Origin of the sequence: Streptomyces sp. URMC 126, assembly GCF_051386555.1 — a bacterium.
Lineage (GTDB): Bacteria > Actinomycetota > Actinomycetes > Streptomycetales > Streptomycetaceae > Streptomyces.
Map to the genome: position 1 here is coordinate 1 of NZ_JBPQTX010000351.1, position 7,050 is coordinate 7,050.

A 7,050-nucleotide genomic window follows, 5' to 3' on the forward strand; every position below is an offset into this window, starting at 1 on the left:
CCCCCACCCCCCGCCTACGCGGCAGACGGCTCTCCGTCGCCGCCCTCACCGCCGCCGCGCTGATCGCGCTGCCCGCCGCCACCGCCACGGCCGCCCCCACCGGCCACGACCTGCGCGGCGCGAACCGGCTGAACATCTCCATGCAGGCCCAGGAGAAGAACAACTGGTGCTGGGCCGCCTCCGGCAACACCATCGCCACCTGGTTCGGCCGCAAGTACAGCCAGAACCAGTTCTGCAACGCCGCCTTCAACCGGCAGCAGGGCACCAACTGCCCCAACAACCAGGCCAACCTGGGCAACGTGCAGAACGCGCTGCGCTGGGCCGGCATCAACAGCGGCTCGTACGTCGACGGCTGGCTGCGCTACGCCACCGTGCAGAGCGAAATCAACGCCAAGCGGCCCATCGAGACCCGCATCGGCTGGACGTCCGGCGGCGGCCACATGCACGTCCTCTACGGCTACGACGACGCCAACAGCATGGTCTACTGGGGCGACCCGTGGCCGAGCAGCAACCGCTACAACTGGGCATCGCACAGCTGGTACGTGAACAACAACCAGTTCGCCTGGACGCATTCGCTCTACCGGATCGGCGGGTGAGGTCATGACCATGCGCGAAACCCACCGCTCCGGACGGCCCTACGCCCGCGTCGCGGCCGTCGGCGCCCTGGCCGCCGGCGTCCTCGCCCTCACCCCGCTCGCCCACGCGGCACCGCCGCCCGCGGCCCCCACCCCGCCCGCCGCCGGGCTGGCGGCGGCCCGCGACGCGGCGGCGTCCTCCGCGACGCTGGACACCCTGTCCCGGTTCTTCGCCCGGGACGGCGCCATCGCCAAGACGGAGGCGAAGCCGCGGATCGAGGGGGCGACCGTGCCCGTCTACGCGCTCTCGCCCGACTTCGTGGCGGGCAAGCGGAACGCGCCCGTCGCCACGCTGGAGTACCTCGCGAGCAAGGCCGTCTCGGCCGACGGCCAGAAGGCGTCGGTGTGGACGGCGGGCGGCGGCACCGACTGGAAGGTCGTCAACATCGCCACCGGCGACGACGAGACGCGCTACGCGGCCGAGGGAGCGAAGAAGCTCAGCGGCGGCACCGTCTTCCGCGAGCCCCAGGTCAACGCCTGGTACGTGCAGCGTGCCGACCGGATCCTGCCCCTGAACCCCGAGGCCGTCCGGGCCGTCGGCGCCCGCGGCACCACCGTGGACGCCTACCGCGACCGCGTCCACAAGGCGTACGGCGACAAGCTGCCCGGCTCGGCCTACGCGAAGAAGGGCCTGGCCGGCGGCTACGGGACCGAGGCGCAGGCGCAGCCGGCCGACGCCCCGGCGCCGCTCGCCGCCGAGCCCGCCGGTTCCACCTCCGGATCCGCTTCCGGTTCCGGTTTCGACGGAACCACCCTGGCCGCCTCGGCCGGCGGCGCGGCCCTGGCCCTCGGCCTCGGCACCGTGGCCGTCCGCAGGCTCCGGCGCCGCTGACGCGACGCCGGTAACCCCCCACACCGTCCCGGCCCCGGCGCCCTCCACGCGCCGGGGCCGGGGCACGTACCGCCGCGCGACCGGCTTGTCAGTGCCCGCAAGTAGGGTGTGAGACATGGCCGACCCCAGCAGCTACCGACCCAAGCCGGGACAGATCCCCGACTCGCCCGGGGTGTACCGGTTCCGTGACGAGCACGGCCGGGTGATCTACGTCGGGAAGGCGAAGAGCCTGCGCCAGCGGCTCTCCTCGTACTTCCAGGACCTCGCCGGTCTGCACCCGCGTACCCGCACGATGGTCACCACCGCCGCCTCCGTCGAGTGGACCGTCGTCGCCACCGAGGTCGAGGCGCTGCAGCTGGAGTACTCCTGGATCAAGGAGTACGACCCGCGCTTCAACGTGAAGTACCGGGACGACAAGAGCTATCCGTACCTGGCCGTCACGCTGAACGAGGAGTTCCCCCGCGTCCAGGTCATGCGCGGCGCGAAGAAGAAGGGCGTCCGCTACTTCGGGCCCTACGCGCACGCCTGGGCGATCCGCGAGACCGTCGACCTGATGCTCCGCGTCTTCCCCGTCCGCACCTGTTCCGCCGGGGTGTTCAAGCGCTCCGCCCAGATCGGCCGCCCCTGCCTGCTGGGCTACATCGGCAAGTGCTCCGCCCCCTGCGTCGGCCGCGTCACCCCCGAGGAGCACCGCGAACTGGCCGAGGAGTTCTGCGACTTCATGGCCGGCCGCACCGGCGCCTACCTCCGCCGCCTGGAGCGGCACATGCGGGAGGCGGCCGAGGAGATGGAGTACGAGAAGGCCGCCCGGCTGCGGGACGACATAGGGGCGCTCCGGCGCGCCATGGAGAAGAACGCCGTCGTCCTCGCCGACGCCACCGACGCCGACCTGATCGCGGTGGCCGAGGACGAGCTGGAGGCGGCCGTGCAGATCTTCCACGTCCGCGGCGGCCGGGTGCGCGGCCAGCGCGGCTGGGTGACCGACAAGGTCGAGGCCGTCGACACGGCGGGCCTGGTCGAGCACGCCCTCCAGCAGCTCTACGGCGAGGAGCAGGGCGACGCGGTGCCCAAGGAGGTGCTCGTCCCCGCCCTGCCCGACCCCGTCGAGCCGGTCGCCGAGTGGCTGACGGCCCGCCGAGGATCCCGGGTGGACCTGCGCATCCCGCAGCGCGGCGACAAGAAGGACCTGATGGCGACGGTCCAGCGGAACGCCCAGCAGGCACTGGCCCTGCACAAGACCAAGCGTGCCTCCGACCTGACCACCCGCTCCCGCGCCCTGGAGGAGATCGCCGAGGCCCTCGGCCTGGACTCGGCGCCGCTGCGCGTCGAGTGCTTCGACATCTCCCACCTCCAGGGGCAGGACGTCGTGGCGTCCATGGTCGTCTTCGAGGACGGGCTCGCGCGCAAGAGCGAGTACCGCCGCTTCCAGATCAAGAGCTTCGAGGGGCAGGACGACGTCCGGTCCATGCACGAGGTCGTCTCCCGCCGCTTCCGCCGCTACCTGCGGGAGAGCCAGAAGACGGGGGAGTGGACCGTGGAAGAAGCGGACGGCCCGGAAGAGGACACCGCCGGCCCCCGCGACGACAACGGCCGCCCCAAGCGCTTCGCCTACCCCCCGCAGCTGGTCGTGGTCGACGGTGGCCGGCCCCAGGTCCAGGCCGCCCGCCGCGCCCTGGACGAGCTCGGCATCGCCGACGTCGCCGTCTGCGGGCTCGCCAAGCGCCTGGAGGAGGTCTGGCTGCCGGACGAGGAGGATCCGGTCGTCCTGCCCCGTACCAGCGAGGGCCTCTACCTGCTCCAGCGCGTCCGCGACGAGGCGCACCGCTTCGCCATCGCCTACCAGCGCGGCAAGCGGACCAAATCGATGAAGGCGTCCCCGCTGGACGCCGTCGCCGGCCTCGGCGACAGCCGCAAGCAGGCGCTGCTGAAGCACTTCGGCTCGGTGAAGAAGCTGCGGGCGGCCACCGTCGAGCAGATCTGCGAGGTGCCCGGCGTCGGCCGGAAGACCGCCCTGTCGGTCGCCGCCGCCCTGGCCGAAAGCGCCCCCTCCGCTCCCGCGGTCAACATGGCGACGGGCGAGATCCTGGACGAGGCCGAGGGATGATGGAGACGAGCGCGCGGGGCACGGGTGCGGCCGACGGGCGCGTGCCCCCGGTCCCGGCCCCGGACCCTGCGAGGATCAGGGAAAGAGCACAGGGAGAGCCGGACGGACGGGGCCGTGACCACGGCCCCGTCGGCAGAACGGGGGACACCACATGCAGCACGGCATGAACGAAACCGATCGGGACGGAGCAAAGGTGAGTACGGGCACGACGGCGGACACGACCGGCGAGGCGGCGGGCATCCCCGAGCTGGTCATCATCTCGGGCATGTCGGGGGCGGGCCGCAGCACCGCCGCCAAGTGCCTGGAGGACCTCGGCTGGTTCGTCGTGGACAACCTGCCGCCCGCCCTCATCCCCACCATGGTCGACCTCGGCGCCCGCTCCCAGGGCAACGTGGCCCGGATCGCCGTGGTCGTCGACGTCCGCGGCCGGCGGTTCTTCGACAACCTCCGCGAGTCCCTCGCGGACCTCGCGGCCAAGAAGGTCAAGCGCCGGGTGATCTTCCTGGAGGCGTCCGACGACGCCCTGGTCCGCCGCTTCGAGTCGGTGCGCCGCCCGCACCCCCTCCAGGGCTCCGGCCGCATCGTCGACGGCATCGCCGCCGAGCGCGACCTGCTCCGCGAGCTGCGCGGCGACGCCGACCTCGTCATCGACACCTCCAGCCTCAACGTCCACGAGCTGCGCGCCAAGATGGACGCCCAGTTCGCCGGCGAGGAGGAGCCGGAGCTCCGCGCCACCGTCATGTCCTTCGGCTACAAGTACGGCCTGCCCGTCGACGCCGACCTGGTGGTGGACTGCCGCTTCCTGCCCAACCCGCACTGGGTCCCCGAGCTGCGCCCCTTCACCGGCCTCAACGAGGAGGTCTCGGGCTACGTCTTCAACCAGCCCGGCGCCAAGGAGTTCCTCGACCGCTACACCGAGCTGCTCCAGCTCATCGCGGCTGGCTACCGCCGCGAGGGCAAGCGCTACGTGACGATCGCCGTGGGCTGCACGGGCGGCAAGCACCGCTCGGTCGCCATGTCCGAGAAGCTCGCCCACCGCCTCGTCTCGGAGGGTGTCGAGACCGTCGTCGTCCACCGGGACATGGGGCGCGAGTGACCGGCCGCGGTTTCCGGATGCGCCGCGCCCGCCGGGTCGTCCCCGGCGGGCCGCGCGGCGCCGAGCGGCGCCTCCAGCGCCGCACCCAGCCCAAGGTCGTCGCCCTCGGCGGCGGCCGCGGGCTGTCCGCCTCGCTCGCCGCGCTGCGCCGGATCACCGGCGATCTGACGGCCGTGGTCACCGTCGCCGACGACGGCGGCTCCAGCGGCCGGCTGCGCGACGAGCTCGGCGTGCTGCCCCCGGGCGACCTGCGCAAGGCCCTCGCCGCGCTCTGCGGTGACGACGACTGGGGGCGCACCTGGTCGCGCGTCGTCCAGCACCGCTTCGCCAGCGAGGGCGACCTGCACGGCCACGCCGTCGGCAATCTGCTGATCGTCGCCCTCTGGGAGCAGCTCGGCGACCACGTCAAGGCCCTCGACCTGGTCGGCAAGCTGCTCGGCGCGCACGGCCGGGTGCTGCCCATGTCCGCCGTCCCCTTGGAGCTCCAGGCGCTGGTCCGCGGCCACGACCCGCGCGAGCCGGACGCCGTCACCACGGTCCGCGGCCAGGCCACCGTCGCCCTCACCCCCGGCGAGGTGCACTCCGTGCACGTGGTCCCGGAGGACCCGCCGGCCGTGCCCGAGGCCGTCGAGGCGGTCCTGGACGCCGACTGGGTGGTCCTCGGCCCCGGCTCCTGGTTCTCCTCGGTCATCCCGCACCTGCTGGTCCCCGAACTGCTGACCGCCCTGCAGGAGACCAAGGCCCGCCGGGTGCTCTCGCTGAACCTCGCCCCCCAGCCCGGCGAAACCGAGGGCTTCTCCCCGCAGCGTCATTTGGAGGTTTTGGCCCGACACGCCCCTAAACTCGCCCTGGACGTGGTGCTGGCCGACGAGGCCGCCGTGCCCGACCGGGACAGCCTCCGGGACGCCGCCAAGCGGCTCGGCGGCACGGTCGAGCTGGCGCCGGTCGCCGCCCAGGGGAGTTCCGCAACGCACGATCCGGAACTGCTGGCCGCCGCGTACGACCGTATTTTTCGGATGCATGGAAGGATCGGCCCATGGCGATGACGGCAGCGGTGAAGGACGAGATCTCCCGGCTCCCCGTCACCCGGACCTGCTGCCGGAAGGCGGAGGTCTCGGCGATCCTCCGCTTCGCCGGCGGCCTGCACCTGGTCAGCGGACGCATCGTGATCGAGGCGGAGCTGGACACCGGGATCGCGGCCCGGCGGCTGCGCAAGGACATCCTGGAGATCTTCGGCCACGCCTCCGACCTGGTCGTCATGGCCCCCGGCGGACTGCGCCGCGGCAGCCGGTACGTGGTGCGGGTGGTGGCGGGCGGTGACCAGCTGGCCCGCCAGACCGGCCTGGTCGACGGCCGCGGCCGGCCGATCCGCGGCCTGCCCCCGCAGGTCGTCTCCGGCGCCACCTGCGACGCGGAGGCCGCCTGGCGCGGCGCCTTCCTGGCCCACGGCTCGCTGACCGAGCCCGGCCGCTCCTCGTCCCTGGAGGTCACCTGCCCCGGCCCGGAGGCGGCGCTCGCGCTCGTCGGTGCCGCCCGCCGGCTCCAGATCGCGGCCAAGGCCCGCGAGGTGCGCAACGTGGACCGCGTGGTGGTCCGGGACGGCGACGCCATCGGCGCGCTGCTCACCCGGCTCGGCGCCCACGAGTCGGTGCTCGCCTGGGAGGAGCGCCGGATGCGCCGCGAGGTGCGGGCCACCGCCAACCGGCTGGCCAACTTCGACGACGCCAACCTGCGCCGCTCCGCCCGGGCTGCCGTCGCCGCCGGGGCCCGGGTCCAGCGGGCCCTGGAGATCCTCGGCGAGGAGGTCCCGGAGCACCTCGCCGCGGCCGGCCGGCTGCGCATGGAGCACAAGCAGGCCTCGCTGGAGGAGCTGGGTGCCCTCGCCGACCCGCCGCTCACCAAGGACGCCGTGGCCGGCCGGATCCGCCGGCTGCTCGCGATGGCCGACAAGCGCGCCCAGGACCTGGGCATCCCCGGGACCGAGTCCAACCTGACCGAGCTCGCCGATCTGCCGGAGGACCTGGTGGACGGCATGGTCAAGGGCATGGCCGGCTGACGCCGGCGGTGACCGTGCGCTTCGGCCCGCGCGGGCCGGCGTCGACCACGACCACGTGCCTCCGGCCGCCGCGGACCGCCGCCGGGCGGCCCGGCCGGCCCTCCGAGCGCGATGGACGCGGCTCGCGCCTCCGTTGCGGCCCGCGCCGCCGCCCGGGTCCGCGGTGCCGACCGGACCGGTCCGGCGCCCCTGACCGGCACCGCCGTTCCGGTCGGCCGTGCTCCACGGGGCGGCCGTGCTCCACCGGCCGGCCGGGCGTCCCCGGCCCGCACTGCCGTCTCAGGCGGCCCCGCATCCCCGGTCGGCTCCGCCCGCCCCTCCGGCCCC

General features: G+C 73.9%; 6 protein-coding genes. All 6 read left to right on the top strand.

Annotation, left to right across the window (positions count from 1 at the left end):
- A partial coding sequence (locus ACSNOK_RS28830; protein WP_436783731.1) for a papain-like cysteine protease family protein occupies nucleotides 1–596 on the top strand: 596 nt, incomplete at its 5' end.
- A 4-nt stretch (nucleotides 597–600) separates the two neighbouring features.
- Nucleotides 601–1,467, top strand: a complete 867-nt coding sequence (locus ACSNOK_RS28835; protein WP_436783732.1) for a hypothetical protein — start codon at nucleotides 601–603, stop codon at nucleotides 1,465–1,467.
- A gap of 115 nt (nucleotides 1,468–1,582) precedes the next feature.
- Nucleotides 1,583–3,571 carry an excinuclease ABC subunit UvrC gene (gene uvrC / locus ACSNOK_RS28840; protein ID WP_436783733.1) on the top strand — a complete coding sequence of 663 codons (1,989 nt, stop codon included), beginning with the start codon at nucleotides 1,583–1,585 and terminating at the stop codon, nucleotides 3,569–3,571.
- A gap of 163 nt (nucleotides 3,572–3,734) precedes the next feature.
- Nucleotides 3,735–4,667 (top strand): RNase adapter RapZ, encoded by a 933-nt coding sequence (rapZ, locus tag ACSNOK_RS28845; RefSeq protein WP_223767737.1) that lies wholly within the window; start codon nucleotides 3,735–3,737, stop codon nucleotides 4,665–4,667.
- Nucleotides 4,664–5,713: a gluconeogenesis factor YvcK family protein gene (locus ACSNOK_RS28850; RefSeq protein WP_004948031.1), complete on the top strand. Its 1,050-nt coding sequence runs from the start codon at nucleotides 4,664–4,666 to the stop codon at nucleotides 5,711–5,713. The genes rapZ and ACSNOK_RS28850 overlap by 4 nt, the downstream gene beginning before the upstream one ends.
- Nucleotides 5,704–6,723: a DNA-binding protein WhiA gene (whiA, locus tag ACSNOK_RS28855; protein ID WP_004948030.1), complete on the top strand. Its 1,020-nt coding sequence runs from the start codon at nucleotides 5,704–5,706 to the stop codon at nucleotides 6,721–6,723. The genes ACSNOK_RS28850 and whiA overlap by 10 nt, the downstream gene beginning before the upstream one ends.
- The last annotated feature ends 327 nt before the right edge of the window (nucleotides 6,724–7,050 follow it).